24 protein-coding genes and 3 pseudogenes are annotated in these 25,209 nt (G+C 66.3%); 11 read left to right on the forward strand and 16 right to left on the reverse strand.

All coding sequences use genetic code 11. The features are described 5' to 3' along the window. The first annotated feature begins 19 nt into the window (after positions 1 to 19). A complete protein-coding gene (locus P2T37_RS13270; protein ID WP_276234441.1) occupies positions 20 to 904 on the forward strand; it encodes a phosphoribosyltransferase HisG-related protein in 885 nt (294 codons plus the stop codon). Here the strand turns inward: P2T37_RS13270 and P2T37_RS13275 are convergent. From P2T37_RS13275 to P2T37_RS13285, 3 genes are all read right to left on the reverse strand, one after another. Continuing rightward, a complete protein-coding gene (locus tag P2T37_RS13275; RefSeq protein WP_276234442.1) occupies positions 901 to 1,428 on the reverse strand; it encodes a GNAT family N-acetyltransferase in 528 nt (175 codons plus the stop codon). The genes P2T37_RS13270 and P2T37_RS13275 overlap by 4 nt on opposite strands. Before the next feature lie 236 nt (positions 1,429 to 1,664). Beyond that, entirely contained in the window at positions 1,665 to 2,702 is a 1,038-nt protein-coding gene (locus tag P2T37_RS13280) for a tyrosine-type recombinase/integrase (protein WP_276234443.1), read from the reverse strand. Beyond that, positions 2,692 to 3,108, reverse strand: a complete 417-nt coding sequence (locus tag P2T37_RS13285) for a DUF5805 domain-containing protein (RefSeq protein WP_276234444.1) — start codon at positions 3,106 to 3,108, stop codon at positions 2,692 to 2,694. Before P2T37_RS13285 ends, P2T37_RS13280 begins: the two co-directional genes overlap by 11 nt. Positions 3,109 to 3,396: 288 nt before the next feature. Between P2T37_RS13285 and P2T37_RS13290 the strand changes: the two genes are divergently transcribed. Together P2T37_RS13290 and P2T37_RS13295 are read left to right on the forward strand one after the other, a co-directional pair. Beyond that, positions 3,397 to 3,570 carry a hypothetical protein gene (locus P2T37_RS13290; RefSeq protein WP_276234445.1) on the forward strand — a complete coding sequence of 58 codons (174 nt, stop codon included), beginning with the start codon at positions 3,397 to 3,399 and terminating at the stop codon, positions 3,568 to 3,570. Between the two features lie 55 nt (positions 3,571 to 3,625). Further along, on the forward strand, positions 3,626 to 4,306 hold the full coding sequence (locus P2T37_RS13295) for a dolichyl-phosphate hexose transferase (RefSeq protein ID WP_276234446.1): 681 nt from the start codon (positions 3,626 to 3,628) through the stop codon (positions 4,304 to 4,306). Between the two features lie 568 nt (positions 4,307 to 4,874). Here P2T37_RS13295 and P2T37_RS13300 read toward each other — a convergent pair. Beyond that, a complete protein-coding gene (locus tag P2T37_RS13300) occupies positions 4,875 to 6,002 on the reverse strand; it encodes a mechanosensitive ion channel family protein (protein ID WP_276234447.1) in 1,128 nt (375 codons plus the stop codon). Between the two features lie 207 nt (positions 6,003 to 6,209). On the opposite strand from P2T37_RS13300, the pseudogene P2T37_RS13305 reads away from it, so the two are divergent. Together P2T37_RS13305 and P2T37_RS13310 are read left to right on the forward strand one after the other, a co-directional pair. Then, positions 6,210 to 6,946: pseudogene (locus P2T37_RS13305) on the forward strand (hemolysin family protein); the annotation flags it as partial. 343 nt (positions 6,947 to 7,289) lie between these two features. Then, complete coding sequence (locus tag P2T37_RS13310) at positions 7,290 to 9,098, forward strand: SLC13 family permease (RefSeq protein ID WP_276236184.1); 1,809 nt, start codon at positions 7,290 to 7,292, stop codon at positions 9,096 to 9,098. Positions 9,099 to 9,197: 99 nt separating this feature from the next. Here P2T37_RS13310 and P2T37_RS13315 read toward each other — a convergent pair whose 3' ends face one another. Further along, positions 9,198 to 9,377 carry a hypothetical protein gene (locus P2T37_RS13315; RefSeq protein ID WP_276234448.1) on the reverse strand — a complete coding sequence of 60 codons (180 nt, stop codon included), beginning with the start codon at positions 9,375 to 9,377 and terminating at the stop codon, positions 9,198 to 9,200. 154 nt (positions 9,378 to 9,531) lie between these two features. Here P2T37_RS13315 and P2T37_RS13320 point away from each other — a divergent pair, with 154 nt between their 5' ends. Both P2T37_RS13320 and P2T37_RS13325 read left to right on the forward strand, forming a co-directional pair. Next, positions 9,532 to 9,678, forward strand: coding sequence for a rubrerythrin-like domain-containing protein (locus tag P2T37_RS13320; RefSeq protein ID WP_276234449.1), 147 nt, complete (start codon positions 9,532 to 9,534; stop codon positions 9,676 to 9,678). 176 nt (positions 9,679 to 9,854) lie between these two features. Beyond that, complete coding sequence (locus P2T37_RS13325; RefSeq protein WP_276234450.1) at positions 9,855 to 10,283, forward strand: DUF7539 family protein; 429 nt, start codon at positions 9,855 to 9,857, stop codon at positions 10,281 to 10,283. A gap of 196 nt (positions 10,284 to 10,479) precedes the next feature. Here P2T37_RS13325 and P2T37_RS13330 read toward each other — a convergent pair whose 3' ends face one another. The 4 genes and pseudogenes from P2T37_RS13330 to P2T37_RS13340 all read right to left on the reverse strand — a co-directional run. Beyond that, positions 10,480 to 10,716, reverse strand: coding sequence for a hypothetical protein (locus P2T37_RS13330; RefSeq protein ID WP_276234451.1), 237 nt, complete (start codon positions 10,714 to 10,716; stop codon positions 10,480 to 10,482). A 428-nt stretch (positions 10,717 to 11,144) separates the two neighbouring features. Further along, entirely contained in the window at positions 11,145 to 12,173 is a 1,029-nt protein-coding gene (locus P2T37_RS13335) for a DHH family phosphoesterase (protein WP_276236186.1), read from the reverse strand. 55 nt (positions 12,174 to 12,228) lie between these two features. Further along, positions 12,229 to 12,321, reverse strand: a pseudogene (locus tag P2T37_RS15480) (magnesium transporter); the annotation flags it as partial. 13 nt (positions 12,322 to 12,334) lie between these two features. Continuing rightward, positions 12,335 to 12,577: pseudogene (locus tag P2T37_RS13340) on the reverse strand (magnesium transporter MgtE N-terminal domain-containing protein); the annotation flags it as partial. A gap of 179 nt (positions 12,578 to 12,756) precedes the next feature. Here P2T37_RS13340 and P2T37_RS13345 point away from each other — a divergent pair. Beyond that, positions 12,757 to 12,888: a hypothetical protein gene (locus P2T37_RS13345; RefSeq protein ID WP_276234453.1), complete on the forward strand. Its 132-nt coding sequence runs from the start codon at positions 12,757 to 12,759 to the stop codon at positions 12,886 to 12,888. An 83-nt stretch (positions 12,889 to 12,971) separates the two neighbouring features. Here P2T37_RS13345 and P2T37_RS13350 read toward each other — a convergent pair whose 3' ends face one another. From P2T37_RS13350 to P2T37_RS13375, 6 genes are all read right to left on the reverse strand, one after another. Further along, positions 12,972 to 14,180, reverse strand: coding sequence for a CBS domain-containing protein (locus tag P2T37_RS13350; protein WP_276234454.1), 1,209 nt, complete (start codon positions 14,178 to 14,180; stop codon positions 12,972 to 12,974). A 219-nt stretch (positions 14,181 to 14,399) separates the two neighbouring features. Then, on the reverse strand, positions 14,400 to 16,511 hold the full coding sequence (locus tag P2T37_RS13355; protein WP_276234455.1) for an ArnT family glycosyltransferase: 2,112 nt from the start codon (positions 16,509 to 16,511) through the stop codon (positions 14,400 to 14,402). Continuing rightward, the gene (locus tag P2T37_RS13360) at positions 16,512 to 17,690 is read right to left on the reverse strand and encodes an ABC transporter ATP-binding protein (protein WP_276234456.1); all 1,179 of its coding nucleotides are present in this window, start codon (positions 17,688 to 17,690) and stop codon (positions 16,512 to 16,514) included. Beyond that, positions 17,680 to 19,299, reverse strand: coding sequence for an ABC transporter permease (locus tag P2T37_RS13365; RefSeq protein WP_276234457.1), 1,620 nt, complete (start codon positions 19,297 to 19,299; stop codon positions 17,680 to 17,682). The genes P2T37_RS13360 and P2T37_RS13365 overlap by 11 nt, the downstream gene beginning before the upstream one ends. 1 nt (position 19,300) lies before the next feature. Beyond that, a complete protein-coding gene (locus P2T37_RS13370; protein WP_276234458.1) occupies positions 19,301 to 20,470 on the reverse strand; it encodes an extracellular solute-binding protein in 1,170 nt (389 codons plus the stop codon). A gap of 67 nt (positions 20,471 to 20,537) precedes the next feature. Beyond that, a complete protein-coding gene (locus tag P2T37_RS13375; protein ID WP_276234459.1) occupies positions 20,538 to 21,713 on the reverse strand; it encodes an alpha-1 4-glucan-protein synthase in 1,176 nt (391 codons plus the stop codon). 107 nt (positions 21,714 to 21,820) lie between these two features. On the opposite strand from P2T37_RS13375, the gene P2T37_RS13380 reads away from it, so the two are divergent. Genes P2T37_RS13380 through P2T37_RS13390 form a run of 3 tightly spaced genes read left to right on the forward strand, consistent with a single transcriptional unit; the run spans position 21,821 to position 24,580 of the window. After that, positions 21,821 to 23,032 carry an MFS transporter gene (locus tag P2T37_RS13380; protein WP_276234460.1) on the forward strand — a complete coding sequence of 404 codons (1,212 nt, stop codon included), beginning with the start codon at positions 21,821 to 21,823 and terminating at the stop codon, positions 23,030 to 23,032. 40 nt (positions 23,033 to 23,072) lie between these two features. Then, a complete protein-coding gene (locus P2T37_RS13385) occupies positions 23,073 to 24,227 on the forward strand; it encodes a thiolase family protein (protein WP_276234461.1) in 1,155 nt (384 codons plus the stop codon). Beyond that, a complete protein-coding gene (locus P2T37_RS13390) occupies positions 24,224 to 24,580 on the forward strand; it encodes a Zn-ribbon domain-containing OB-fold protein (protein WP_276234462.1) in 357 nt (118 codons plus the stop codon). The genes P2T37_RS13385 and P2T37_RS13390 overlap by 4 nt, the downstream gene beginning before the upstream one ends. Here P2T37_RS13390 and P2T37_RS13395 read toward each other — a convergent pair whose 3' ends face one another. Further along, positions 24,581 to 25,165 carry a DUF7547 family protein gene (locus P2T37_RS13395; protein ID WP_276234463.1) on the reverse strand — a complete coding sequence of 195 codons (585 nt, stop codon included), beginning with the start codon at positions 25,163 to 25,165 and terminating at the stop codon, positions 24,581 to 24,583. It abuts the gene before it with no gap. Positions 25,166 to 25,209: the final 44 nt, after the last annotated feature.

Below are 25,209 nucleotides of genomic sequence, written 5' to 3' on the forward strand. Positions count from 1 at the left end.
GCGCTCGCCACCTGCGCGTATGAGCGTCGTCAGCGTCGCCGTGCCGCGCAAGGGTCGCCCGCTCGAAGCCGTCGTCGAGCGGTTCGCCCGCGGGGCCCCCGACGCGGTCATCGAGAGCGCCGACGACATCGTCTCCACGCTCCGCTACGAGAAGGCCGTCACGAAGGGCGAGGCCGCCCCCGAGGGCTCCGTCTACGAACGGCTGGAACGGTACAGCGACCCCGACTCCGCGCACGCGCCGGAGTTCACGCTGTTGCGCGACTCCCGGCCCGGCATGCCACGGCGCATCGTCTTCGATTCGCTCACCCTCCCGCTCGGCGACCACACCGTCCGGCTGGTGGGGCGCGAGGAGCCGTTCCGCGCGCTCCGGAAGCACGAGTTCGCGCTCGGCTTCGACAGCGCCGACCTCGTCCTCGAGGAGGTCGTCGGGCTCTCCGACGAACCGCTCCGGGAGCTCTCGGAGGTGAACGACCGCATCGACCCGCTCGACACGGACGTCCGCGTCGTGGAAGGCCTGGACGACACGGTTCACCACACGCTGCTCGCGACGCCCGACACCTGCGCGGAGGGGCCGCTCGACCGCGACTTCCTCCGCGGGTACGAGGGACCGTTGTGTATCTCGCCGCGCTACGAGCGGTTGGTCGAGGCCGTCGTCGGGACGGGCGCCCTGGAGGGTGTGGAGTTCGTCTACCCGGGCGACGACGACCGCGAGGAGGAGGCGCACATCGCCGACGCCGGCGCCGGGGTGTACCTCACCGTCACCGGCTCGACGGCCCGCGACCACGGCCTCGTCGTCGGCGAGCGCCTGTTCCCGAGCGAGACCGTTCTGCTGGAGAACGCGGCCGAGTCCGGTCCGGAGTCCGAGGCCGTCGTCGATGCGCTGTTCGCCGCCCCGACCGCTTAGCGCTCGTCCGCGAGCAGTCCGAACACGAGCGTGTCGTAGTAGCGCCCGTCGGCGAAGTGGTTCTCGCGCAGGCGACCCTCGTTCGTGAAGCCGAGCGCCCCGAGCAGTCGTGCCGACGCTTCGTTGAACGCGAACGCCTCCGCGTGGACCCGGTGGGCGCCGAACTCGTCGAAGGCGTAGTCGAGCAGCGTCGCGACCGCGTCGCGGGCGAGTCCCTCGCCCCGCACCTCGGGCACGAGCCAGTAGGCGATCTCGACGGCGTCGGCCTCGGGGCCCGTCACGTCGAGCTCCACGCCGCCGACCGGCTCGCCCCGCCACCACGTCAGCAGGGTCACGCTGTCGCCGTCGGCGAGGGCGGCCTCGTAGCTCTCGTACTCCTCGGCGAGCGTGAACGGGACGGACTGGCCCCCCGTCGCGCGCCGCATGCCCGGGTCGTTGTTCCACCGGTGGAGGAAGGGGACGTCGTCGCGCTCCACGGTCCGTAGCTCGACGCGCTCGCCGGCGAGGAAGACGGCTCCGCTCATGCCGGATCCCGAGCGGCGACGGACAAGCCGGTTCCGGTCGCCCTCGGGAAACCGACGGTAGCGGCCTCCTGTGTCGTGTTCGGGACATTCCGTTCGTCGCTGCGCTCGCACTGATTCTGTATAGTAGTATGTAATTTACAAGTCGCGGGACGGGCGCCGGCAGAGTTGCTAGTGGAAGGTCAAAATTCCGAATCGAGACGAATCTGACCGAAAAAGGGGCTGTGGAGCAGCCGGAACTACAGCAGCGAGTAGATGTTCTCCTCGTACGTCTCGCGGACTTTCCCGCCCCAATTGTGGGTGTAGGTGTCGATGATGTCGCTCGCTACGTCCCCGCGGAGGTACTTCACGACGCCCCTGTCGCCCGTTCTGTCCCGCAGATGGGTGGTGAAGAAGTGCCGGAAGTAGTGGGGCGTGACGTTCTCCTCGGCGCCGCCGCCGGCCCGGTACCAGCCGTTGGCCTCGGCGTGGCCCGTGACGGTCTGGCCGACCATGCCGATGGTGAGCCGTCGGCCCCACTCGCTCGTCGAGCAGAACAGCGGCTCCGCGGGCGAGCGCGCGTCCGGCCGAACGGCGAGCCAGCGTTTGAGCACGCGCTTCAACTCGGAATCGACGGGGACGACCGTCGCGCGCTTGCGCTTGTTCGACTCCGTGCGCTCCTCGCCGTTCGTCTCGACGCCCCGCGTCGGCGCGCTGTCGACGTATATCGAGTCCGGGCGGCCGTCGAGCGCCCCCCTGTGAGCGGTCTCGTAGGCGTCCGCGACCTCCGAATCCTCGAGGAAGAGGTCCCGCAGGTCGAGGTTACACAGCTCCCCGACACGCATTCCGGTCTTGAGCAGCGTGACGACGAGCGCGCGGTCGAGCGGGTGGGCGATTCCCCCCACGAACGACCGCATCTCGGGGAGCATCACCTCCCGGCGGGCCGGGTCGGTGTCGATGGACTCGTCCATCTCCTCCAGCACGAGTGTCATCGGGTTCCGGTCGAAGACGCCGACCTGCGTCATATAGGCGTAGAAGCGGTGGAGATAGGACGCGTAGGAGGCCACCGTCGAGGGCGCGCGGTCCGCTCTGAGGGTGTGGACCCACGCCATACACTCCCGCTGTGTGGCCGTGTCGAGCGTCGTCCCGCGCTCCTCGCGGACGAACGACTCGAACGCCCGCAACACCCGCTCGTAGGACTCCCGCGTGCGCTCCGTCTTCCCGTGGTAGGTGAGGTCCTGGAGGAAGTACCCCACCGGGTCCTCGGGGCTCGCGCCCCCCGTGGCCTCACTCGCCATCGTCGGTGAGGGTGTAGCCGCCGTGGCGGCCGCTGTACTGGACCCGGTTGCGCCGCTGGAGTTCGCCGAGCGTCTCCTCCAGCCGGTCCTCGATGTCGTCGGTCAGGCCGGCGACGAGTTCCTCCCACGAGTAGTGGTCGCCCGATTCGAGGAGGTCGAGGAGGCGGTCTTCGAGGCCGTCAACCCCCGGAGTCGCGCGCGCCTCATCGCCTTCGGCGGGGTTACTCCCGTCGTTTCCCTCCGAACCGCCGAAATCGAAGCTTCTGCGCCCCGCCTGCACCATCGTGCGGACGTACTCCGCGCGACTCATGTCCATCGACTCCGCCTCGCGCTCCCACGCCTCGCGCTGGTAGCGCGGGACGTAGGTTCGCACCCCGACCCGTTCGGTGTCGCCTTCCGCGGCCATACTCGGCCGTCACGCCCGGACCACTTCAATCTGTGTCAGACGCTGGAATAAGTGGAGTTATCACAGAATGTAGCGCGCCCAACCGGCGTCTGAGGCTTGCTTATTCGAATTACTATGCGCATACGATTACCATCGTGGATACTATCTCGGATTACTGTTCGGCAAGTCTTAGTCCTACATGGATGTTCATTATACTCTCGCGTGTGGGTGGTAGTACGGATGCACCTCGTACGCACCGCGTGACGAACGACCGAACCGCGCGCCGACCGACCACACCCAACACCACCAATGCGACAGACCGACGACATCGACCCGATCGTTCCCGAACTCCCGCGAACCCGACGCCCCGTCACCGACGGCGGCCGCCGACCGCCGCGCGCGACGCGTCCGGAGCGGTTCGACTGCACCCCCGAGGACGAGGGGCGCGAGGCCATCAGTCCGCTCGTTCCCGACCTCGGATAGCGACACCGCGACTGTTTTTCGGCGGGCCTAAATATCCGCGCCGCCAGCGACGCGTATGGAGTACACGTTCGACGACCTCAGCGTCGTCATGGGGACGTACAACGAGGAGGCGGCCATCGGCACCGTCCTCGACGACATCGACCGCGTCACGGACGGCCGGGCCGAGGTCGTCTGTGTCGACGGGAGCGACGACAGGACGCCGGAGATAGCCAGAGAGCACGGCGCACGCGTCATCGAGCAGGAGCCGCGCGGCTACGGCTACGCCGTCAGAAAGGCGCTCACGGCCGCCTCGCGGCCCGTGATCGTCACGACGGACTGTGACGACACCTACCCGATGGACGCGCTCCCGCGCTTTCTGGACCTCGTGAACGAGGGGTACGACGTCGTCTCCGGGGACCGGCTCTACCGCGGCGCGGACGCGATGCCGGCGTTCAACCGCCTCGGGAACCACGCGTTCGCCGTCATTGCCTCCCTACTGATGGGCGAGCGCGTCCACGACACGACGACGGGAATGCGCGCCTACCGCGAGGAGGTCATCAGCAACATCCGGTGGACCGAGAACACGGGGCTCTCCGCGGAGCTGCTGATTCGGCCGCTGATGCGGGGGTACGACGTGTACGAACAGCCCATCGGGTACGCTGAGCGCGCGGGCGACACCAAGCTCGACCCGTTCGCGGGCGGCTACGCCATCCTCAAGTCGGTCGTCAAGGTGCCGCTGGAGGAGCGACTGCGCTGAAATCGGGGCGGTATCTTCCACAAAAGAGTAAACAACGAATTGTTGTTTTTGCGCGGGTCGTCGGGCGTCGGACTCGTAAATCCCATATTGCTATATCGAAATTGGGTCCCCAGTAGTGCACAAGTTCCGAGTTTGGCCGGGGTGACGTGGGCCGTATTTTTACGGCATTCACGATGAATCGGGGTACATCTCCTGATTCTCCGGTCGTACAACACCCCATATACCTTGCCGGTAGGTCCGCATCAGAACCCCATCTCCGAAACTGTGATACGGTGCGATTCGAGAAGGATCACGGAGCGTTCGCGAAGGAGCGGACGACGCCGATGAACTCCTGGAAGCGCTCAGGACGCTTCGAGACGTAGCGAAGCGGCCCACCCGGGGCGACTGACCATCACCTACGAACAATTCGACGGCAAATTCGAGGACTGATGTCGTTGACTTTTCGGGGGGACCACCACGGCTGCTTCTGATAGCCTACGTGTCCACGTGGGTTGCGGTAAGACGAACACTGCCCTCTCGTCGCTGGTTCTCCCGAGTATCACGTTCTGCAGTCGACGCCACTCTGGACTTACTCTGGCTGGTTGCTATTGATGGAGTCAGGTGGATCAGTGTCGGGGATACGTACGGCCCCACCCTCACCCCGCTTGGTGAGTTCTCGCTGTGGAAACGGGATTTTGATACCTTCTCGCTTGAACGCAGATTTGACGCTTTGAACCACGGCCCGGACTGCCTGCCACTTTCGCTGAGGTGTCGGGTTTTCGGTCCAGAATCGAAGTTCGAGGACGACAGCTGAATCATCGAATCGTACCGGGATGGCTTCTGGCGCGGGCTGAGCCATAATCTCATCGAGGTCTGCCATTGCTTCTAACGCGACAGTTCCCGCATCCTCGGGATCCACGTCATAATCGATTCCGATCTCTACACGATGCCGTAGTTTTCCTTCCACACTCCGGTTGATGATCGTCCGGTTTCCGACGGCCTCGTTCGGGAGGACGACGTGCTCACCGTCGAGGTTTCGAAGTCGGACGTGATTGACCGTGATCTCGGTGATGAAGCCTTCGTGTTCACCGATCCGGACCCAGTGGCCGACGTCGAACGGTCGTGAGATCATCAGAACGAATCCCGCGAGAATAGACGCGAGCGTGCTCTGGAACGCCAAGCCAAGAATAATCCCGAGGACGCCTGCCCCCAACAGGAGATTGCTCAGTTGGAATCCCCAGAGTGAGAACGTTCCAAACACCGCGACGGTGTAGAGTACGATCTGACTGACGTAGAAACTGACCCGCCGCTGATGCTCCGATGTCGCTCGAGTTGTAGAGCGAGTTCCGCCCAGAAGCAGTCCTTTGAGAACACGTGTGGCGGTGTACGCAGTGACAAAGAGGACGACTGAAAGAAGGATGCGGACGCCCGTATCGACACCCACCTGGACGAATCCCGCGATCTCCAGCGCATCAGTTGTCGCGTTCCACCTGCGTAACAGGACGAATGCGACGGCGGTGGCCAGTACGAGTAGCAGTCCCGATCGCACGATTTCGGCAACGTCGGTTCGAACGTGTGACTGAAGGGAGGTTCCGAGGTACCAGATTGCCCCAGCGACGACAGCTGCGACGGCGATGATCGTCAGAGTGTCATCGAACGGAGAGCTGGACTGGAGCAGGAGTTGTGAAAAAGAGACACAGCACGAAGTTTCTCTCACGGAAGTTATAGATGGGGGCTACTCTCATAAAGAGCGGGAGAGACCGCGTTCAGAAGAGTACGAGTTCCGACTCACCCCTCAACGAGCGAGGGGAGGGGGTTAGTATATTCTCTCGGCAGCTGGTCGTTCGCGATACCTGGACAGTCTGGATCGCAAAAGGACAGTAGGCATCCACGTCCTACACTGCCCGCACGTCCGTAATTGACTATGGTGGATCTGTTCTCTCCATGCGGACTGCTTCTCGCGTTCTATCTCGTCATGGTCAACGGGGGCCTCGTGGCTGCAGAGTTGGCGTTCGTAAAATTCCGGGTCCCAGGTCAACGCGCTCGCCGAACCTGGCAAGCCAAGGAGAACACTCGTACAGGATGTCATCCAGCACTTGGACGACTATCCGGCGGTCAGTCAACTCGGCATCACACTCTCCTCGCTCGGTCTCGGCTGGATCGGCGAACCGGCTGTTGCAGCTCTCATCGAACCCGTCCTCGGCCAGGTGGTTCCCCCGGGAACGGTCCATCTCGTTGCGTTCGTCCCCGGATTCGGCTTCATCACGTCCCCCCACGTAGTGTTCGGCGAACTTGCGCCGGAGACGTTTGCCATCCAGGAAGCCCCGCGTATCGCGCTCCTCGTTGCACCGCTGATGAAGTTTTCCTACTCGTATTCGTGCCTGGCATCGTCGTCTTTAACGGGACAGCTAACTACTTCACTCGCCTCGCTGGAGTTTCGCCGGCATCCGATAGCGAGGGAACCCACACCGAAGAGGAGATTCGGATGCTCCTCACGCGGTCCGAGGAGACGGGACACATCGACGTCGGCGGGGTCGAGATGATCGAGAGGGGCCCGAACTCGGTGACACGATCGCTCGCGAGATCATGGTTCCGCGTCCGGACGTCGAGACCGTCTCCGCCTCGATGTCACTTCCAGACCTCCGGTCGGTTGCTGTGACGAAGTAACCTACACGCGCGATCTCGTGCCATCTCTAGGTCACATCGCGGTCTCGGAGCGTCTCTGAGTGCCACCTGCGAGCGATGGTATCGTAGTCAGCGTACGTGCTAATAGCGTCAACCGTTATCAAACAGATAGAAGAGTGGGACGGAGAAGGGTTCTGTCCCCCTGACGACAATTACCGCGTCGCCGCGCAGAGCTATCCGATCGGAAGTCACAACTGGACCACCAGTCGTCCATCGGGATACCAGACCTTTTCCCGCGCAACTGCCTCTTTACAGTGTGCCTTCCTTTTCATTTCCGCTGACAAGTCAAGGCCTGGCTTCGACACCGGTGACAGCGGAGATGCTCGTCGTCTTTGCTCTCATTGTCCTCGCTCTCGTACTCTTCGCGACCGAACGGTTTCCGATCGACGTCACCGCCATCTTGATAATGGTACTATTGATGCTGCTCGAACCGTGGACACAGATATCCCCGCGGGAGGGAATCTCGGGGTTCGCGAACCCGGCAACGATCACGGTCCTGGCGATGCTCATTCTGAGTACGGGAATCAACCGAACCGGCATCGTCCAGTTGATCGGCCGCAAGATGGCCGCGTTCGCCGGGACCGACCGCCGCAAGCAACTCGCCGCCACGATCGGCGTCACCGGTCCAGTCTCTGGGATTATCAACAACACGCCGGTCGTCGCGATTCTGGTCCCCGTCATTGCCGATCTCGCACACGAGGGAAAGACCTCGCCGTCGAAGCTCCTGATGCCGTTGTCGTTCGCGTCGATGCTTGGGGGAACGCTCACACTCATCGGGACATCGACGAACATCCTCGCGAGCGATATCGCGGCTCAGCTCGGTGCGGAGTCACCCGGCCTCGGATTACACGCGTTCGGAATGTTCGAGTTCACCAAGCTCGGCGTCGTCGTCTTCGCCGTCGGTGCCGTCTATCTCATGACGATCGGCGTTCGACTCCTTCCCGAACGCATCCCGGCTGACGAGGATCTCGTCGAGGAGTACGCGCTCCAAGAGTACCTCGCTGACGTCGTCGTCCCGGCGAACTCACCACTGATCGGCCAGACTGTCCGAGAGGCGCTCGGCGACGACGACCTCGATATCGACGTGTTACAGCTGATCCGCTACGGTGAACGGTTCGACGAACCCTTGGCCAGGAAAGAGATTCACGAAAACGATACGCTCCGACTCAGGACGAGTCGGGAGACACTCGAGTACATCCTAGGTGCGGAAGGCATCACGCTGTCTGGGGGTCCGCGAACCGAGGACGACCTACATCCGGAGGAGGAAGACCCCGTGCTCGTCGAAGTCGTCGTCCCGTCGGGGTCGTTTCTCGTTGGCGAAACGCTCGCGAGTTCGTCGTTCCGACAGCGCTACGACGCGAACGTGCTGGCCTTTCGCACCCGTGGAGATGTCATCCGGGATCGGTTCGAGGACATCCGTATTCGTGTCGGTGACACGCTCCTCGTGCAGGCACCGCCCGATAGCCTCACGCGACTTGTCGAGAACGAGGATTTCATCGTCGCCCACGAGTTCGACGAGGTGACCTACCGGACCGATAAAATCCCGTTCGCGGTCGGTATCATCGCCGGGGTGGTCGCACTGCCGGCACTGAACATCCTCCCGATCGTCGTTTCGGCACTCGCCGGCGTCGTGGCGATGATATTCACCGGCGTCCTCAAGCCGACAGAACTCTACTCGTCCGTCGAGTGGAACGTGATCTTCCTTCTCGCCGGCGTCATCCCGCTTGGTATCGCCTTACAACAGACGGGCGCTGCGGCGCTGCTCGGTGATGCCGTCGCTGCGACGTCGGTATTCCTGCCACCTATCGGCGTCCTATGGGTCTTCTACCTCGCGACGGGGCTGTTAACGAGCGTCATCAGTAACAACGCGAGCGTCGTGTTGATGATTCCAGTGGCTGCCAACGCGGCCCAGTCGATCGGGGCAAACGCGTTCGCGTTCGTTCTGGCGGTCACGTTCGCCGCCTCAACGGCGTTCATGACGCCCGTCGGCTATCAGACGAATCTCTTCGTCTACGGGCCCGGGGGCTACACGTTCTCGGATTTCATTCGAGTCGGTGCCCCATTACAGTTCCTCCTCTCGATTGTCACCACGCTCGGAATCGCGTTCTTCTGGGGTATCCGTGTATGAGATGTACTCTCTCTAACCCTCGATATCCAGAGAAAAGACGCTGAGAGCAGGTATTTCTCAGTGAATTGCAGAGCTCACGGAGTATAGAAGTGAATCAATTCACTCGTCTATGAAGTGGGGATCCGTCATCTTCACGGTATAGACCCGTTCTCTGGGGATGTACGTGTACTCGTCGTCGCCGTGGTGAACCTGCCAGTGCTCCTCTCGATAGTTCAGTCTCTCATCGTCGATCTCCTCCGAGACAGTGTCCTCTACGCCTTGATAGACAATCATCGCCATGACCGATAATAGGAGGGCCACAGGTATAACGTGGAGGGCCCCAATCCCCCAAGGGATCTGTAGCTCATCACAGCGACCATGCCGGGGACGGTGTCTGATTCGTCCGTGATTGAAGAGTATCAGGTGTTATCACACGTGCCACTAAACGTGCGGTATGGTACCAAAACCCAAAACGAGTTCCGAGCCAACGCTGTACGTCTGTCGTGACTGTGGAGACGGTATCGAAAATCCGGAGGACACACGCAAATGTCCGGAGTGTGGTGGCTGGTTAGTGAACAGTAGCGTTCCACACGACGACTGAGCGACCGTCGTTCCAATCACAAGCCGGGAATGAGCCTGTGCCACGGGAGTCACAGCCGGGCCTCGACAGTCGAGCAAGATCGAATACTCTCTGTCTCATCTCAGATCCGTAACCAGTGCGTGCTCGATCTGAACCACCGTACGAACGTTGATTGCCCCAGCCGTTCACGTAGGACCATGGTCGAGTTTCCAGACGAACGACAGCTCATTCTCAGGGCGCGCTCCCAGTTGGACCAGTGGACCAAAAGTGCCCGAATGGAAGCGTACACTGAACTGTTCGAAGGCGACGATCCTATCCTCTCTCCCGAGGAGGTACAACTACTCGACGCGCTCGACTCGGAACTGGAGCGAGAGGGCGGCGATGGTGTCTGGGGAACTGACCAATACGGAATTCACACAGCGGGACCCTCGAGTTCGGATACCTCACTCGGAGTGGTCTGTGTCTATCACCCACAGATCTCCAAGGATTCCGTCCTTCGTGGGGCCGACGATCTCGACGACGAAACCGAAGAGCGACTCAATGCAGCGCTCTGGGACTACAGTGAACGGGTTTCGAACCTCATCGAAGCAGCACTCGACGAGTTCGTCCGGCAAACACGGCACTGATCCAGAATCTCGTTTCTGTTGGAACCCGCTGTTGCTGATCGGTTGTTGTGCCCGTGCTGTATAGCGGAAGCGAGTCGGTCACGAGCGAACCACCGCTATCGAGCCGACTGATCGGTCGACACGGAGCGAATCGACCGGACGGCTGAACCAGACTCACCAGCTGGCTTCTCCGGAGTGGTTCCGCGGGGGGAGAACTCTACTCGGTGAACCCACCCAGCGACGACATCGGGGTCGACCCGGCAACGATGGCCCCTGTAGCGAGTATCGCCGCAGACAGCACGACGAAATCGCCACCGGGCGAGTACCCGGCTAGCCCAGCGCCCACTTGGACGATGAACACAGTGATGAAGTAGCTGATGATGGCGAACACCAGCAGAACGATCGATGCGATGATGCTACTGACTAACGCGCCGAACGAGTCAAGAATGCCCATTAGGTATCGACCTCGCTTACACGACCAGAGGCTCACGGATACGAGTTGGGGCATATCTGTCGGGACTCACACGGATTGCTGTAACTGTGTCCCGCGCCGACCACCCACATCGGACAGCCGAGGCGGCAATGACGTACAACAATCCTCGGACAGGGTCGCAGTTCAGTCAGCATTGACCGTCAACGTGTAAAGCTGAGAAACTATAGTGGGTAGCGGAAGTAAATACACATCGACCACACACGGCTCACTTCCACTGAGGAACTGTCGTGGAATCGCGATCGGTACAACCCATCGTTGCCGGATGTCGTTGTCGGTAAATGCAGAGCTCTTAACGGATATGGAATACTGGTCTGATAATTGAACGTTGAGCTACCTGTCATTTGAGGGCGCAGTCGCCGACCGGCTCAGCTGTCTCACTCGGCCGCTGATTAACTCGATTGGTCGTCCGGTTCGTCAGTGAGGTTGAGCCCAGCCACGAGACGGGCCGTGATGACCTGATCGACGATGGCGAGCAACTGGGTATCGTCGCTCGTGTAGTCGGCGAAGATGCCAAGCGGGACTTCGCCACCCGCCATCTCCCGATGGCCGCCGGCACTACCAACATCCGCGAACGCCTCGTGGAGCGCGTCGCCGATGTGGACTCGTGCATCCGTCGACCGCGCACTGATCTGGATTGCCTCCGCGAGCATTCCGAAGACGATGGCGGTATCGACACCCTCCAGTGTGGCGAGATAGTCGGCGGCTTGGAGTAACGCATCCCGCTCGTTCGTCCGGCCGACGTGAGTGATGAGTACCGACCCTCGTACCGTTCGATTCTGGATGGCGGTCGCGATGGCGTCGACGGTCGCGCCACTGACCGATGGTGAGGACAACTGCCGGAGCAGGTCTCGATCGGCGTGGTCGTGGAGATACCCCGCCGCGTCGTACTCTGCCCGGGTCGCTCCCCGAAGGAAACCGAGCGTCTCGCGGCGAATTGCAAACAGGAGCGCCGTCGCGAGGGTCGTATCGAGATCGATGGCGAGTTCCCGGACGTACTCCGTGAGGATCGTCGCAGTCGCTCCGACGGCCTCGCGGTGGTCGACGAACTGGGCGTCGATGTCTTCACCCGGATGGTGGTCGATGACGATGTCCACGGGGGTCCCCTCTGGGACCCGGTTGTTCGCGCCCGGGACCGCGTGATCGACGAACGCAAGCAGCGACCCCTCATCTCGATTCTGAACGGCAGCAGGATCGAAGGGTTCGAGATCGATGTCGAGCAGATTGACGAACGCGCGATTCTGCTGGTGGGAAATATCGCCACTGTACAGGACCTGCCGCGCGTCGATTCCGGCGGCAGCTGCGATCCGGCCCAGAGCGAGCGCACTTGCGAGACAGTCCGGGTCGGGATTGTTGTGACAGACGATAGTGAGTTCGCTCGCTTCGGAGAGGAACTCGTAGAGTGTCTGAGCCGGACCCATCATCCTGTGTTTCAGCGGCCAGAGTGAAAGAAGTAGGGAGAGACGTTTCACAGGGCACGACCTGTGCCATCCCAAGGAAGATGAAGAACCCGAGGACGTCAGTCGCGGTGGTGATGAAGACGGTCGCCGACGTGGCCGGATCGTAGCCAGAGTTGACCGAGCACGGCTCCCTGAGTGTCCTCGTCGAGTGACCCAAGCACATCGGTCGCATCGTCGGGATCAAGTCGGCGGACGAATCGCCGTACTTCCTGACTATCCATGTCATCGAGTACGTCTCGCTGGACCGACTCGGGTAGCTGGAGGAATACGACTCGTTGTCGTGTCCACGGTAGAGCCTGGAACTCCGCACCTGGTGTCTCCGAGGCAGCTATCTGCTGTTGGACATCGATCGTGAATTCCTGCATACGGTTCCCCCCTCTCCCGTCGCATGAATCCCGGAAACCGACGTGACGTACCGGAATTCGGAGTGTTTGAACCGATAGTAAGTCAGAGGTTCCACATACCTTTCCTACCCTCGAGATCGCTCGTGTTCCGGGGCAAGGTTGAGAAACACGTCGTTCTCCGCGCCACACCGTTGGCAGGTATGTACGAAGTGGAGACCGCCCTCATCACGTCTTTCTATCCGCCATTCCGACCGGGCGCGGGCGATGTTTTCACACTCTTTGCAGCGTTTAGGATGCTCCTGGAGGTACGTCTGCATGAAGTCGATGAATGACTACGTTCCATGGCGGTGCCCCGGCATACGTTGTTCATTCGGGGTGTAGTCGTACCAGCGTGTTTACCCGCCTTTGGCACTATTTACCCCACGAGCCACCAGCCGTAGAGCTGTGCCTGCTCGTCAGTGTCGGGATGCTTCTTCGACTGGCCGTAGGTCTTCCCCTTGAGAAGCTGGCGTTCGACAGCGTTCGCAGCCAGACGGAGGGCGTGAGCGGCGCCATACCCCTCGCCATCGGCCGTAAAGTAGCCGCGGTCTGTGACCAGTCGAATCCGTGCCAGCACCAGCGGCACGCCCCGGCTTTGTTCCTTATGCTCCTGCAGTTCGATGCTGGCCTTAATCACGCTCATCTCACCGTACTTCGAGGCCATGCTCTCGATTAATGCGGAGACGTCGTCGTAGTCCATCCCCTCCAGCAGGTCGAGCCCGAACACCTGCACGGCGTTCCGATCATCGCGCTCCCAGGTGAGCGCCTCGATGACGTCCGTCTTCGTGATGATTCCAATCGGCTCGCCGGTACCGTCGGCCGTGACAACGAGCGAGGAGATATCCCGCTCGAACATCGTCTCGACGACGTCGTCAAGCGGCGCGCTCCGCTCGACCGTCGCGACCGCGTCGGACATCAGGTTCCGGACCGAAAGGTCGAGCATCCGGTCGGCGTCGCCCTCGCGCGCGCCGAACCCACCGCGGTTCTGTCCGCCACCACCGCGGCCACCGAAGCTGCCCGACGACCCACCCTGGCTCTTGCTGCCGCCCCGCGTCGTGAACTCGATGACGTCGTACAGGCTCAACATTCCCGCGAGGTCATCCCCGTCGACGACCGGAAGATGTGCGATACCGGCTTCTCGGAGCAGATTGAGCGCTTTCCCGATCGTGGTTTCGGGCGTCGCACTGACCAACTCCGCCGTGTAGGCGTCGTCGACGGTCGCCGCGTCAAGAAACGGACGGACTGCCTCGAGTACGGCATCCCCAGTCACCACACCGACGACACGGTCACCGCGGAGTACGGGGAGCGTTTTGGCGTCGCTCCCGATCATGAGTCGCGCGACCTCGCGGACGTCCTCGGTGCGGTCGACCGTCGGGACGTGCTGGACCTGTGAGCCGACCTTCGCAGAGGGCTGATTGGACGAGGACGCCAACTGTCGACGGCTGACGATGCCGCGATACTCGTCGCCGTCCGTTACGATGACCGCATCGAGTTCCTGATTCTCGAACGCACCGGCGACCTTCGAGAGCGGTGTGCCGATGTCGAACTCGGTGAACTTCGGTGAGAGTATCTCGGAGATATCCATGGGTGACTCTCTAGTGTGAGGGGTGCAGGACGGTTATGCCTGTCCCAGCCCTGATATTTGTGGGAGGAACGGGGGAAGTAGTGTTTGAGTGGAACATCTACCTGCGTCGGCCGTATGCAGTGAGACAGGCAGTCTCAACTACTGTGCCCGCGAGGTTGTTCCGTACGGGACAGCGACCCCGACCGAGAGGCCCGCTCGGGCACGGTTCCCGCCGCCTCGCTACGAGACGCTCTGGTTCACGGCCACGCCGCTCAGGTAGTCGCCGCCGTCGACCCACATCCCCTCGTAGCTGCAGTCGGGCGTGAGCCGACACACCTCGACCTCCGGGGGCCAGACGAGCCGGACGGTGTCGCCCCGCTCCTCGACCGCGACCTCCTGGCGGTAGGTGACGGTCGCGCCGCCCTCCTGCACGTAGGTGACGGCGACGAACACCTCGGCGCTGCCGTCGAAGTCGACGACACCGAGCCCCCGCTTGTCCACGCCGTCGCCCGTGACGCGGACCCGACCGGGCGTGAGCGTCCACTCGACGGCGAAGGTGTCGTCCGGCGTTCCGGTCACGTCGTAGGTCACGGCGTCGTTCCCGTCGCCGACGCGGACGGTCGAGGGCGTGCCGACGACGCCCGTCTCGAACCGGACGCGGAGTCGCTCGCCGGAACGCACGTCGAGCGGCTGGAGTTCGGCGACGATATCGCCGCGCGGCACGCCGGTCCACGCCCCCCGGTAGGTGTAGCGGTAGAGGTCCCGGTCGGCGTAGGTGTCGATGACGGCGAAGTCCTCCCCCGGCGAGCGGTCGAGGGCGTACACGGTCCGGCCGTCCAGCCCGGCGTCGTTGTAGAGGCTCTGGAACGGGTGGCCGAGCCAGCCGCCGTACGGCGTCGGGACGAAGACGACCCCCTCGGGCTCGCCGTCGGCGAACGGCTCGTAGGCGTTCGCGTACCGCTCGGTGTACTCCGCGTTCTCCTCGACGGGGCCGTCGAGCGCCGCGACCTGCGCCCCGCCCGCGACGAGCGCGACGACGAGCGCGACCACGACGAGGACGGTTGCCGCGCGACGGCGGTCGGTACGACGGGCCGCGAGCGCGCGGAGCCGCCGACCGCCCGCGACGAGCGCGCTCGCGCCGAACGCCGACAGCGGGAGCAGGAGGTCGTAGTGGTAGAACGGGCCGAACTGCGCGATGAGGCCGTCGGTCGGGTCCGTGAGGTCCGAGAGGACGTTCAGGTTCCCCCAGAAGGCGACGTTGCCGACGACGACCGAGAGCAGGACGCCGGCGAGCAGTAGCCGGATGGTCGTGTCCGACAGCGTCGCGGCCGGCCCGCTCCCGAACCTCTCGGCGAGCGACCCGACGCGCCGGCGGGCGGCGTCCCTATCGCGGCGGAGCCGACGGGCGAGCAGGCCGAGGCCCGCGAACGCGGCGACGGCACCGAGCGGCGGGGCGGCGACGAATCTGGTTGCGAACGTCCACAGCACGCGGGCGTTCGCTTCGAGCCCGAGCGCGGGGGTGTACTCGCGTTCGTAGCCGAGTATCTCGCGATGCCCGAACCCGATGCCGTCCTCGGGGGCGAACGCGAGGAACGGGAACTCCAGCGGGTCGCCCGTGAGGAGCAGGTTGTACGCGAGCGCGAGGGCGACGAACGCCGTCCCGAGGACGGCGACCGGGAGGAGCCGTTCCACCCGCCACCGGAGCGCGGGCCGGTCCCCGCGGGCCCGCCACAGCGACAGACACGCGTGGGCGATGAAGGGGAGGGCGAACAGCACCGCGGTGTACGGCCGCGCGAAGAAGGCGAGTCCCGTCGCGGTCCCCGCGAGGAGCGCCCACCCCCTGCCGCCCGACCGGAACAGCCGGACGTACGCGTACGCGAACGCGAGGTTCAACAGCGCCGTCGGGGCGTACGGGAGGAAGACGCTCGTCGTAAGCAGGAACAGCGGCGAGGCGAGCACGAGCGCCCCGGCGACGACACCCGTGGGGCCGTCGTACGCCTCCCGGGTCAGGAGGCCGACGAGCGCGACGACGCCCGCCCCGACGGCCGCGAGGACGAGCCGGGGCGCCCCGACCGCGAGGCCGACGGCGAACATCGCGGGCACCACGGGCTGGTACTTCGAGTACAGCGTCGCCCCGTCCTCGACGAAGAACCACCAGCGGAAGGCGTCGGGGAGCGGAGTCCGGAAGCCGAGCGCGCCGTCCAACAGGAGGTGTGCCTGCTGGAGGTAGACGCCCTCGTCGTGGTTCGAGGAGTGGTGCGGGAACAGTTCGACGGCGACGAACAGGACGACGACACCCGCCGCGACCGACAGCGCCGCGAGCAGCAGGGTGTCGCGGTCGGGGCGCTCCATTCAGTCCGGGCCGTCGTCGGGGAGCACCTCGCCCCCGTCGGCGACCCGCTTGGCCCCGGCGGGGAACCACGCGAGGTCGTGGTCGGCCGCCAGCTCCACGCGCACGGGTTCGTCGAGCGGCACCTCCTCCGCGTGGTTGTGCATGCAGCCGACCACGTCCCCGGTGTCGAGTTCGACGCGGTAGAGGACGGTGGGGCCGAGGTAGCGCCGGTGGACGACCCGGCCGTTGGCCGCCTCGCCCGCTCCGGGCCGACGCGCCGTCACGTCGTCCGGCCGGACCATCACGTCGATGTCGGTCCCGTCGTACTCCGTGGCGAGCCCGTTGATGGAGGCGATGGGCACGTCGCCGACGCCCGTCCCCACGGCGTCGCCCTCGACGGAGCCCGAGAGGAAGGAGGCGTGGCCGAGGAAGGAGGCGACGAACCGCGAGCGGGGCTGCTGGAACACCCCTTCGGGGGAGTCCACCTGCTCGAGCTGACCCTCGTACATCACGGCCACGCGGTCGGAGATGGACATGGCCTCCTCCTGGTCGTGGGTGACGGAGACGGCGGTGACGCCGGCCTCCTTCAGGATGCGGCGCACCTCCTCGCGCATCTCGACGCGGAGGTCCACGTCGAGGTTCGAGAACGGCTCGTCGAGCAGGAGGAGGTGGGGCTCGGGCGCGAGCGAGCGCGCGAGGGCGACCCGCTGCTGTTGCCCCCCCGAAAGCTCCTCGGGCCGCTTGTCGCCGTGGTCGACCAGCCCGACGAGTTCGAGCAGGTCGTCCACGCGGCGCTCGCGCTCGTCCTCCGCCATCCCGTCCAGGCCGAACGCGACGTTCTCCCGCGCGCTCAGGTGGGGGAACAGCGCGAACTCCTGGAAGACGACGCCCACGTCGCGCACCTCCGGGGGCTCGAAGGCCTCGCCCGCGACGGAGCGGCCGTTCAGCCGTATCTCGCCGCCGCTCGGGCGTTCGAGGCCGGCGATGAGCCGGAGCGTCGTCGTCTTGCCGCAGCCGGACGGCCCGAGCAGGGTGAGCAGTTCGCCCTCCCGCACCGTGAGCGAGAGGTCGTCGATGACGGTCGTGTCGCCGTACCGCTTGGTGACGCCGTCGAGTTCGAGCACCGCGGGACCCTCCTCGGGGTCGCGCTCGCGCTCCTCGGCGTCGCTCCGGTCGGGGGTGCGTAGCTCACTCGACATCGTATCCCTCCATTCTGAGTATCAACAGCATCGACAGCGCGGAGACGAACAGCAGGACGAACGCCGGCAGGGCCGCCTGTCCGACGTAGCCCGACTCGTAGGCCGTCCACACCCGGGTGACGAGCGTGTCGAAGCCCGCGGGCCGGAGCATCAGCGTCGCCGGCAGTTCCTTCATCGTCGTGAGGAAGACGAGCGCCGCCCCGGCGGCGACGCCGGGCGCGACGAGCGGCAGGGTCACGTCGCGGAACGCCTCGGTCGGGGAGCGGCCGAGGGTGCGGGCCGCCTCGGGGAGGCGGCCGCTCACCTGTTCGACCGACGCGCGCGACGACCCGACCGCCTGCGGGAGGAACCTGACCACGTACGCGAAGACCAGAAGGGGGAGCAGAATAAGCCCGTTGCGGTAGAGGTCCCCGCCGTAGCGCGCGCCGAAGTAGACGAGCGCGAGCCCCATCACGACGCCCGGGACGGCGTAGCCGACGTAGGAGGCCCGTTCGAACAGCGACGGGAGCGTCCGGTCGGACCGCGCCGCGAGGTAGGCGATGGGGAGCGCGGCGAGGCCGGCGAACAGCGCCGCCGCCGCCGCGACGGCCACGCTGTTCGTGACGTAGCCGAACTCGAAGGCGAGCGCGCTGTTCGTCGGGCTGCCGGCGACGAGGAGCCAGTTCGTCAACACGCCGAGCGGGACGGCCATGGCGAGCGCCGCGACGAACAGGCACGCGCCGACGGCGACGTAGCGCCACCGTCCGAGCCGGAGCGGCGTCGCCCGCGCGTTCGGTGACTCCGCGGTGACGCCGGAGCCGCGCACCCGTGACTCGATGGCGAGGATGACCGTCGTGACGACGACCAGCTGGAGCGAGAGCATCGCCGCGAGGTCGCGCCCGCCGCCGAGCACGTCGCCGTAGACGGAGTAGATGACGCTCGTGAACACGCTGTAGCGCATCACGGAGGGGGTCCCGAAGTCCGAGAGCGCGTACAGCGCGACGAGCAGCGCCCCGGCGGCGATTGCCGGGCGGATCTGCGGCAGCGTCACGCGGCGGAACGCCTCCCGGCGGCCGAGCCCGAGGGTCCGAGCGGCGTCGACGAGCGTGGTGTCCATCGACTTCAGCGCCGCGCGCGTGGTGAGGAACACGTAGGGGTAGGTGTACAGCGTGAGCACGAGCACCGTCCCCGCGAGCCCGTAGATGGAGGGGAGCGACTCCACGCCCAACGGGACGAGGAAGTCCTGAACCGTCCCGCGCGGGCCGAACGCGGAGACGAACGCGAACGCGCCGATATAGGAGGGGATGACGAGCGGCATCGCCAACAGGACGGTGAGCGGCCGCTTGAACGGCATGTCCGTGCGTACGGTGAGGTACGCGGCCGGGACGCCGACGACGAGCGAGCCGAGCGTGACCCCCGCGACGAGGAAGCCGCTGTTGACGAACACCTCGACGGTCGTCGGCGCGGTGAGCAGTTCGAGGGCGCCGTCGGCGTCGAGGGCGTTGGCGACGACCCAGACGAGCGGCGAGAGGAACAGGGCGGCGAGCGCACCCGACAGCAGCGTCAGCGCGACCGGACGCGACCCCTCGGCGTCGCGGTCGAACACGGCCGTCAGGTCGCTCGTCGCCATCCTAGACGTTGAGCCCCGCCTCCCGCATGACCTCGAGCGTCGGCCCGAGGTCGGCCAGCTGCGAGAGGTCGAGCCCCTCGGGCGGGTTCAGCTGGTCGATGGTCGGCAGGTCGATACTCCCCGGCTGGACCGGCTCGACGCCGGGTATCATCGGGTACTCGAACGTCGTGGTCGCGAAGTACTCCTGTGCCTCCGCCGACAGCAGGTGGCGGACGAAGTTCTCCGCCAGCTCGCGGTCCTCGCCGGCGGTATCGACGACGGACGCGCCCGCGACGTTGAAGATGGCGCCCGCGTCGCCCTCGGTGAAGGCGATGTCGAGCGGCGCGTCCGGCCGCGCGTCGAGCACGCGAAGCGTGTAGTAGTGGTTCGCGAAGCCCGCGCCGAGTTCGCCGTCGGCGATGGCCTGCGCGATGGCGAACTCGTCGCCGTACTGCTGGACGCCGGCGTCCTGCATCCCGTTGAGCCACGAGAGCGTGGTCTCCCGGTCGTTGAGCACGCGCATCGCGGTGACGAACGCCTGGAAGGAGCCGTACACGGGCGCCCAGCCCGTCGAGCCCGCGAGGTCGGCGTCGTCGGGGAACGCGAGCACGTCGGTGGGGATGTCGCTCTCGTCGTAGCGGTCGGTGTTGTACGGAATCGTCCGCGCTCGCCCGGACGTCCCTATCCAGCGTCCCTCCGCGTCCTGGTACGCGTCGGGGACGACGGAGGTGACGCGCTCCGGCAGTTCGAGGGTCCGCCCCTCGGCGGCGAGCGCGCCGAGCGCGCCCGCGTTGACGGAGTAGAACACGTCGGCGGCGGCGTTCGACCCCTCGGTGAGGATGCGGTTCACGAGGTCCGTCGAGCCGTCGTAGCGCGGCCGGACGCTGAAGTCAGGGTAGATGTCCTCCAGTTCGGAGAACAGCGGGCCGACGAGCGCCTCGCCGCGGCCGGAGTAGACGTCGAGTTCGCCCGAGAGGTCGGGGAGCTCGGCGATGGGCGTTCCGCCCGGCGCCTCGCGCCCCTCGCGGCCGGAACCGATCTGACCCACGTCGGGGTCCTCCTCGTCGCCCGTGTCCGTCCCGGTCGGCGTTCCGTCCCCGCCGAGCAGGCTGCCACAGCCGGCGAGCCCGGCCGTGACGGCGGTCCCGAGCCCCGCGAGGTAGCGGCGGCGGCTCGCGGACGAGTCGTTCATACCCGATTTAGGGGTTCCTAAATCGGATAACGCTGTCGGTAGCGGACGGCCGCCCTCGTCGCCTCCCTCAGTCATCGGCCGCCACCTCCGCGGTCGCGCGGGCGGACTCGTCGAGCGCGTCCAGCGCCGCGAGCCAGTCGCGCATGTGCTCGCCGACGAAGTTGAGGAAGTCGCCGTTCGTCCACTCGTCGAAGTCGCCCTCCGCGAACGCCTCCGCGAGCGCCTCGAAGGTCGCGCGGTAGGTCGCGGCCTCGGGGCCGCTCGCCCCGACCTCGACGGCGTCGGCGACCTCCCAGACGTGCTCGTTGAGTTCGAGGGCGGGCACCTCGTTGTTCAGGTCGTCGAAGGTCGGCCGCGGCGCCTTGTTGTGTTCACACAGCGGCGACCCGGTGAGCACCTTGTCGCCCGCGGCGTCGGCCGCCCGCTTCAGGAACACGCCCGACCAGATGTCGTCGAACCGGCCCACGTCCCACTCGTTGTCGTCCATCGGGAGCTGGTAGAACGCGGGGACGACGCGCCGGCGGAAGGCGAGGTTCATCGAGCAGACGGTCGTGTAGTCGCCCTCGGCGACGAGGAAGTCGTCCTCGTAGTCGTCGGCCGTGGTGCGGGTCTGAGCGAGCCCTTCGAGGTCGCCGTCCATCAGGATACGGACGGCGTCGAGGTCGGGGACGTTCGTCCACAGCCCCTGCGAGGCGACGACCTCGCCGCCGTCGAGGGTCACCGTGGTCTCCTCCTCGTCGGCCGCCATCGCGGCGTAGGGGTAGCCGCGCGGGTAGAGGCCGTGCTCCTCGACGTTCTCGTAGAGGACGTTCACCCACCGTTCCGGGGAGGAGACCTCGGTTACCTCCCCCGACCGCGCGAGGTTGTCGTAGTGGCCGCCGAAGTAGTCCGTGTCGTGCGGGAGGGTGTCGTCGTCGATGAAGAAGCCGAACTCGAAGTCGCCGGCCCACATGTACAGCAGGCCGAAACTCGTCTCCGCGTGCGAGGCGGCGGGGACGACGTGGCCGTACTCGGCCATCCCGTTCGTCTCGTACCAGTCCTCGCGGTCGCTCCCGTCGAAGACGGCGCCCTCGACGCCGAGGTCGTCCAGCATCGCCTCCATGTCGTCGGTGTCGCAGAACTCCTCGGTGACGAGCAGGAAGAACAGCCGGTCGGCGTGGCCGTGCTCCCGCGCGTTCGCGACGTACTCGCGGACGCACTCGTACTCCCGTATCGTCGGCACGATGACGCAGGTGTCCGTCATTGGCGACACGTGGTTTAGGCCGTCCTAAAGGCTGTCGATGTTTAGGGGGGCCTAAGAACACGGGCGCGAACGGACGCGTTCAAGGCCGGCGGCCACCGCGGACGAGTGTGCCCGACGACGAGCGACTCGTGACCGGCTACGGCGGACGGCTGCTCCTCGCCGTCTCCGTCGGCTGGATGTTCATCCAGGCCGGCCGCCTCGTCGTCTCCCCCCTCCTCCCAGAGATATCGACGACCTACGGGCTGACCCCGACGCAGGAGGGGTTCGCCGTCACGACCATCTGGGGCGTCTACGCGCTGTTGCAGTACCCGAGCGGCCGACTCTCCGACCGACTGACCCGGACCACCCTGCTCGTCGCGGGGCTGGTCGCCGTCGTCGTCGGCTTTCTCCTGCTCGCCGTCGCCCCGTCCTACCCCGCGTTCCTGTTCGGGGCCGTCGTCGTGGGCGTCGGCGCGGGACTGTACCCGACGCCCGCGCGCGGCCTCGTCTCCGACCTGTTCGTCGAGCGCCGCGGGCAGGCGTTCGGCCTCCACACCGCCTCCGGCGACCTCGGCGGCATCGCGGCCGCGGGGCTGTCGGTCGCCGCGCTCGCCGTCGCCGGCTACGCGGCCGGCCTTCCGGACGCGCTCGCGGCACTCGCCCGCCTCGGCTGGCGCACCGCCTTCCTTCCCGTTGTGCTCGTTCTCGCGGGGGTGGCGCTGTCGCTCCACGTCTGGAGCCGCGAGGGGTACCGCCTCGCGTCCGTGGACCTCGAGGTCGCGGCGACGGCCCGGCGACTGCTGGGGCGGCCGGGACTCCGGCGGCTGGTCGTCGCCTACGCGCTGTACGCGTTCGTCTGGCAGTCCGCCACGGGCCTGTTGCCGACCTTCCTCCGGCGCGCGAAGTCCTTCTCACCAGGGGTCGCCGCCGCGGGGTTCGCGACCCTGTTCGTCGTCGGCGCGGTCGTGAAGCCGCTGGCGGGCGGCCTCGGCGACCGGGTGGCCCGCGACCGCCTAGCCCCGGCGGTCCTCGCGCTCGCGGCCGTCGCGCTCGGCTGGGTGGTCGTCGCCGAGTCCCCGACCGCGGTGACGCTCGGCGTGGTCGTCTTCGCGGCCGGCCTGATGGCCTACCCGCCCGTGATGCAGGCCTACCTGATGGACACCTTCCCGGACGACAGCATGGCCGGAGACCTCGGCGGGATGCGGTCGGTGTACATCGGCCTCGGCGCGCTCGGGCCGACCGTGGTCGGTGCCGTCGGCGGGTTCGCGGGCTACGGCGTCGGCTTCGCCGGCCTCGCCGCCTGTCTCCTCGTCGCGGGCGCGCTCGTGCTCACCTCGTGACCGGCGGAAGGGTCTTGTCGCCCCCGTGTGACCCCCGGACATGACCGACGTGGCAGTTATCGGCGCGTCGATGACGCGCTTCGGCGAACGCGACGGCTGGGTACGCGACCTGCTCGCGGAGGCGGGCGGGGCCTGTCTCGACGACGCGGGCGTCTCGCCCGACGCCGTCGACCACCTCTACGTGTCGAACATGGCGAGCGGCGAGTTCGAGGGGCAGACGGGCGTTCCGAACATGCTCGCCCACGACCTCGGTGCCGTCCCCGCCTACACCCAGCGCGTCGACCAGACCTCCTCCTCGGGGGGCGCGGGCATCTACGCCGCGTGGCAGTCGGTCGCCTCCGGCGCGAGCGACATGACCCTGCTCGTCGGGGGCGAGAAGATGACACACCGGACGACCGGCGAGGCGACCGACGTCATCGCCTCGCTCACCCACCCCGTCGAGTACAAGCACGGCGTGACGCTCCCCTCCTTCGCCGGCCTCACGGCGCGCGCCTACCTGACCGAGTACGACGCCCCGCGCGAGGCGCTCGCCGAGGTCGCGGTGAAGAACCACCGCAACGGCGTGGACAACCCCCACGCGCAGTTCCGCAAGGAGATAGACACGGAGACGGCCCTCGACTCGCCGATGGTGGCCGACCCCCTGCGGCTGTACGACTTCTGTCCCATCACCGACGGCTCGGCGGCCCTCCTCTTCTGTCCGGTCGAGGTCGCGCGCGAACACGCCGACCAGTTCGTCCGCGTCGCGGGCGTCGGAGGCGCGACGGACACCCACGTCGTCCACGAGCGCGCCGACCCGACGACGATGGGCGGCGTGGTCGAGTCGGGCCGGCAGGCGTACGAGACGGCCGGCTACGGCCCGGAGGACGTCGACGTGGCCGAACTCCACGACATGTTCACCATCCTCGAACTGCTCCAGTACGAGGACCTCGGCTTCGCCGACAAGGGGGCCGGCTGGGAGGACGCCGTCGAGGGGGTGACCGCGCGCGACGGCGCGATGCCGGTGAACACCTCGGGCGGCCTGAAGTCCAAGGGGCATCCCCTCGGCGCGTCGGGCGTCGCACAGGGGTACGAGATATACAAACAAGTGCTCGGCGAGGCCGGCAAGCGGCAGGTCGAGGCCGACGTGGGGCTGGCGTGCAACGTGGGCGGGTTCGGCAACTGCGTCACGACCGCGATACTGGAGGTGGCCGAATGAGCCTCGACGCCGGCCGCTGTCCGGACGGCCACGTCACCTACCCCCCGCACCCGCGCTGTCCGGAGTGTGGGGAGGAACAGACAGACACCGTGGACCTCTCCGGCGACACCGCGACCGTCGTCACGTGGACCACCTCCTACGCGACGCCCCCGGGCGTCCGGGAGCCGAACACCCTCGCCATCGTTGCGTTCGACGGGCACGACGTGCGCGCGCTCGGGCAGGTCGAGGGCGAGGTGGACATCGGGGACACCGTCGAACCCGTCCACGTCGAGGAACTGCGCGACCCCGACGCCGGCATCCGCGAGCCGGAGAGTCAGGCGTGGGACGGCTACCGCTTCGAGCGCGTCGAGTAGTTACCGGTCGTCTTCCCCGTCGTCTCCGTGGACCTCCCGCTTGATGGTGTCGAGTTCGGCGTCCACGTCCACCGACGGCTCGTCGGCCGGGTCGGCCACGGGCGACGGCGACTCCCCCTCCGCGGAGACGGGGATGGTCGTTCCCGCGTCGGCGTCGGCCGCCCGCGACACGGAGCGGGTCGCCGTCCCGCCGCGCGACTCGTCGACCCGGTCGCGTATCTCGTCGCGGAGCGCCCGCGCCTCGCCCAACAGTTCGCGGGCCTCGGGGTCGGTCGGCGTTCCGCGCACGGCGTCCGAGACGTCCGAGAGCGCGCGGTCGAGCGTCGCCAGCGCCGTCTCCCGTCCCCTCGCGGTTCTTCCCTCTGACTCGCGACCCTCCGCGACGCGGATAGCCCCCGCGACGGCCTCCAGCACGCGGATGTTCGCCTCCAGCATCGCCACCGTCGTCGGGATGGCGTACTGCTCCGTGAACCGGAGGAACGCGCGTCGGCGCGGCGGGTCCGCGTCCGCGCGGCGTTCGAGCCGGTCGAGCGTCTCCGACAGCTCCGCGACGAGCGCCGCGAGGTCCTCCGAATCGTCGCTCATAGGGGGAAGAACGGCCGCCGTCGCTAAAACGTCGTCCCCCGCGG

The sequence above is a fragment of the Halosegnis marinus genome (assembly GCF_029338355.1).
GTDB classification, from domain to species: Archaea; Halobacteriota; Halobacteria; order Halobacteriales; family Haloarculaceae; genus Halosegnis; species Halosegnis marinus.

What these genes read in the sequence shown, in the direction of transcription:
- P2T37_RS13270 (WP_276234441.1), top strand. Translation starts at nt 20, where the DNA reads ATGAGCGTCGTCAGCGTCGCCGTGCCGCGCAAGGGTCGCCCGCTCGAA.
- P2T37_RS13275 (WP_276234442.1), bottom strand. Translation starts at nt 1,428, where the DNA reads ATGAGCGGAGCCGTCTTCCTCGCCGGCGAGCGCGTCGAGCTACGGACC.
- P2T37_RS13280 (WP_276234443.1), bottom strand. Translation starts at nt 2,702, where the DNA reads ATGGCGAGTGAGGCCACGGGGGGCGCGAGCCCCGAGGACCCGGTGGGG.
- P2T37_RS13285 (WP_276234444.1), bottom strand. Translation starts at nt 3,108, where the DNA reads ATGGCCGCGGAAGGCGACACCGAACGGGTCGGGGTGCGAACCTACGTC.
- P2T37_RS13290 (WP_276234445.1), top strand. Translation starts at nt 3,397, where the DNA reads ATGCGACAGACCGACGACATCGACCCGATCGTTCCCGAACTCCCGCGA.
- P2T37_RS13295 (WP_276234446.1), top strand. Translation starts at nt 3,626, where the DNA reads ATGGAGTACACGTTCGACGACCTCAGCGTCGTCATGGGGACGTACAAC.
- P2T37_RS13310 (WP_276236184.1), top strand. Translation starts at nt 7,290, where the DNA reads ATGCTCGTCGTCTTTGCTCTCATTGTCCTCGCTCTCGTACTCTTCGCG.
- P2T37_RS13315 (WP_276234448.1), bottom strand. Translation starts at nt 9,377, where the DNA reads ATGGCGATGATTGTCTATCAAGGCGTAGAGGACACTGTCTCGGAGGAG.
- P2T37_RS13320 (WP_276234449.1), top strand. Translation starts at nt 9,532, where the DNA reads ATGGTACCAAAACCCAAAACGAGTTCCGAGCCAACGCTGTACGTCTGT.
- P2T37_RS13325 (WP_276234450.1), top strand. Translation starts at nt 9,855, where the DNA reads ATGGTCGAGTTTCCAGACGAACGACAGCTCATTCTCAGGGCGCGCTCC.
- P2T37_RS13330 (WP_276234451.1), bottom strand. Translation starts at nt 10,716, where the DNA reads ATGGGCATTCTTGACTCGTTCGGCGCGTTAGTCAGTAGCATCATCGCA.
- P2T37_RS13335 (WP_276236186.1), bottom strand. Translation starts at nt 12,173, where the DNA reads ATGGGTCCGGCTCAGACACTCTACGAGTTCCTCTCCGAAGCGAGCGAA.
- P2T37_RS13345 (WP_276234453.1), top strand. Translation starts at nt 12,757, where the DNA reads ATGTACGAAGTGGAGACCGCCCTCATCACGTCTTTCTATCCGCCATTC.
- P2T37_RS13350 (WP_276234454.1), bottom strand. Translation starts at nt 14,180, where the DNA reads ATGGATATCTCCGAGATACTCTCACCGAAGTTCACCGAGTTCGACATC.
- P2T37_RS13355 (WP_276234455.1), bottom strand. Translation starts at nt 16,511, where the DNA reads ATGGAGCGCCCCGACCGCGACACCCTGCTGCTCGCGGCGCTGTCGGTC.
- P2T37_RS13360 (WP_276234456.1), bottom strand. Translation starts at nt 17,690, where the DNA reads ATGTCGAGTGAGCTACGCACCCCCGACCGGAGCGACGCCGAGGAGCGC.
- P2T37_RS13365 (WP_276234457.1), bottom strand. Translation starts at nt 19,299, where the DNA reads ATGGCGACGAGCGACCTGACGGCCGTGTTCGACCGCGACGCCGAGGGG.
- P2T37_RS13370 (WP_276234458.1), bottom strand. Translation starts at nt 20,470, where the DNA reads ATGAACGACTCGTCCGCGAGCCGCCGCCGCTACCTCGCGGGGCTCGGG.
- P2T37_RS13375 (WP_276234459.1), bottom strand. Translation starts at nt 21,713, where the DNA reads ATGACGGACACCTGCGTCATCGTGCCGACGATACGGGAGTACGAGTGC.
- P2T37_RS13385 (WP_276234461.1), top strand. Translation starts at nt 23,073, where the DNA reads ATGACCGACGTGGCAGTTATCGGCGCGTCGATGACGCGCTTCGGCGAA.
- P2T37_RS13390 (WP_276234462.1), top strand. Translation starts at nt 24,224, where the DNA reads ATGAGCCTCGACGCCGGCCGCTGTCCGGACGGCCACGTCACCTACCCC.
- P2T37_RS13395 (WP_276234463.1), bottom strand. Translation starts at nt 25,165, where the DNA reads ATGAGCGACGATTCGGAGGACCTCGCGGCGCTCGTCGCGGAGCTGTCG.